This is a genomic window from Mesorhizobium sp. M8A.F.Ca.ET.208.01.1.1 (assembly GCF_004791315.1).
Taxonomy (GTDB): Bacteria; Pseudomonadota; Alphaproteobacteria; order Rhizobiales; family Rhizobiaceae; genus Mesorhizobium.
Map to the genome: position 1 here is coordinate 1 of NZ_SRUT01000374.1, position 289 is coordinate 289.

A 289-nucleotide genomic window follows, 5' to 3' on the forward strand; every position below is an offset into this window, starting at 1 on the left:
CGACGCGCCAACGCGTGGGATCAACCTGATGGCGAAAGCGAAATCGCCCAAGACTGCCGCCGCCGGATCCCCGGACGGAAAACCTGTCCTGCTTTCAGGCGGCAACCCGCAGATCGCCAAGGGCTATGGAGACGCTCCCGTGCAGGCCTATATCGCCGCGATGCCGGGCTGGAAGAGCGAAGTCGGACGCCGGCTCGACCAACTCATCATGCATGCCGTTCCCTGCGTCCAGAAGGCCGTCAAATGGAACTCGCCGTTTTACGGGATGGAAGGCGAAGGCTGGTTTCTC

At 62.6% G+C, this 289-nt stretch carries 1 pseudogene; it reads left to right on the plus strand.

Annotated elements, in window-relative coordinates:
• Positions 1–28: 28 nt before the first annotated feature.
• Positions 29–289, plus strand: a pseudogene (locus EN851_RS35725) (DUF1801 domain-containing protein); the annotation flags it as partial.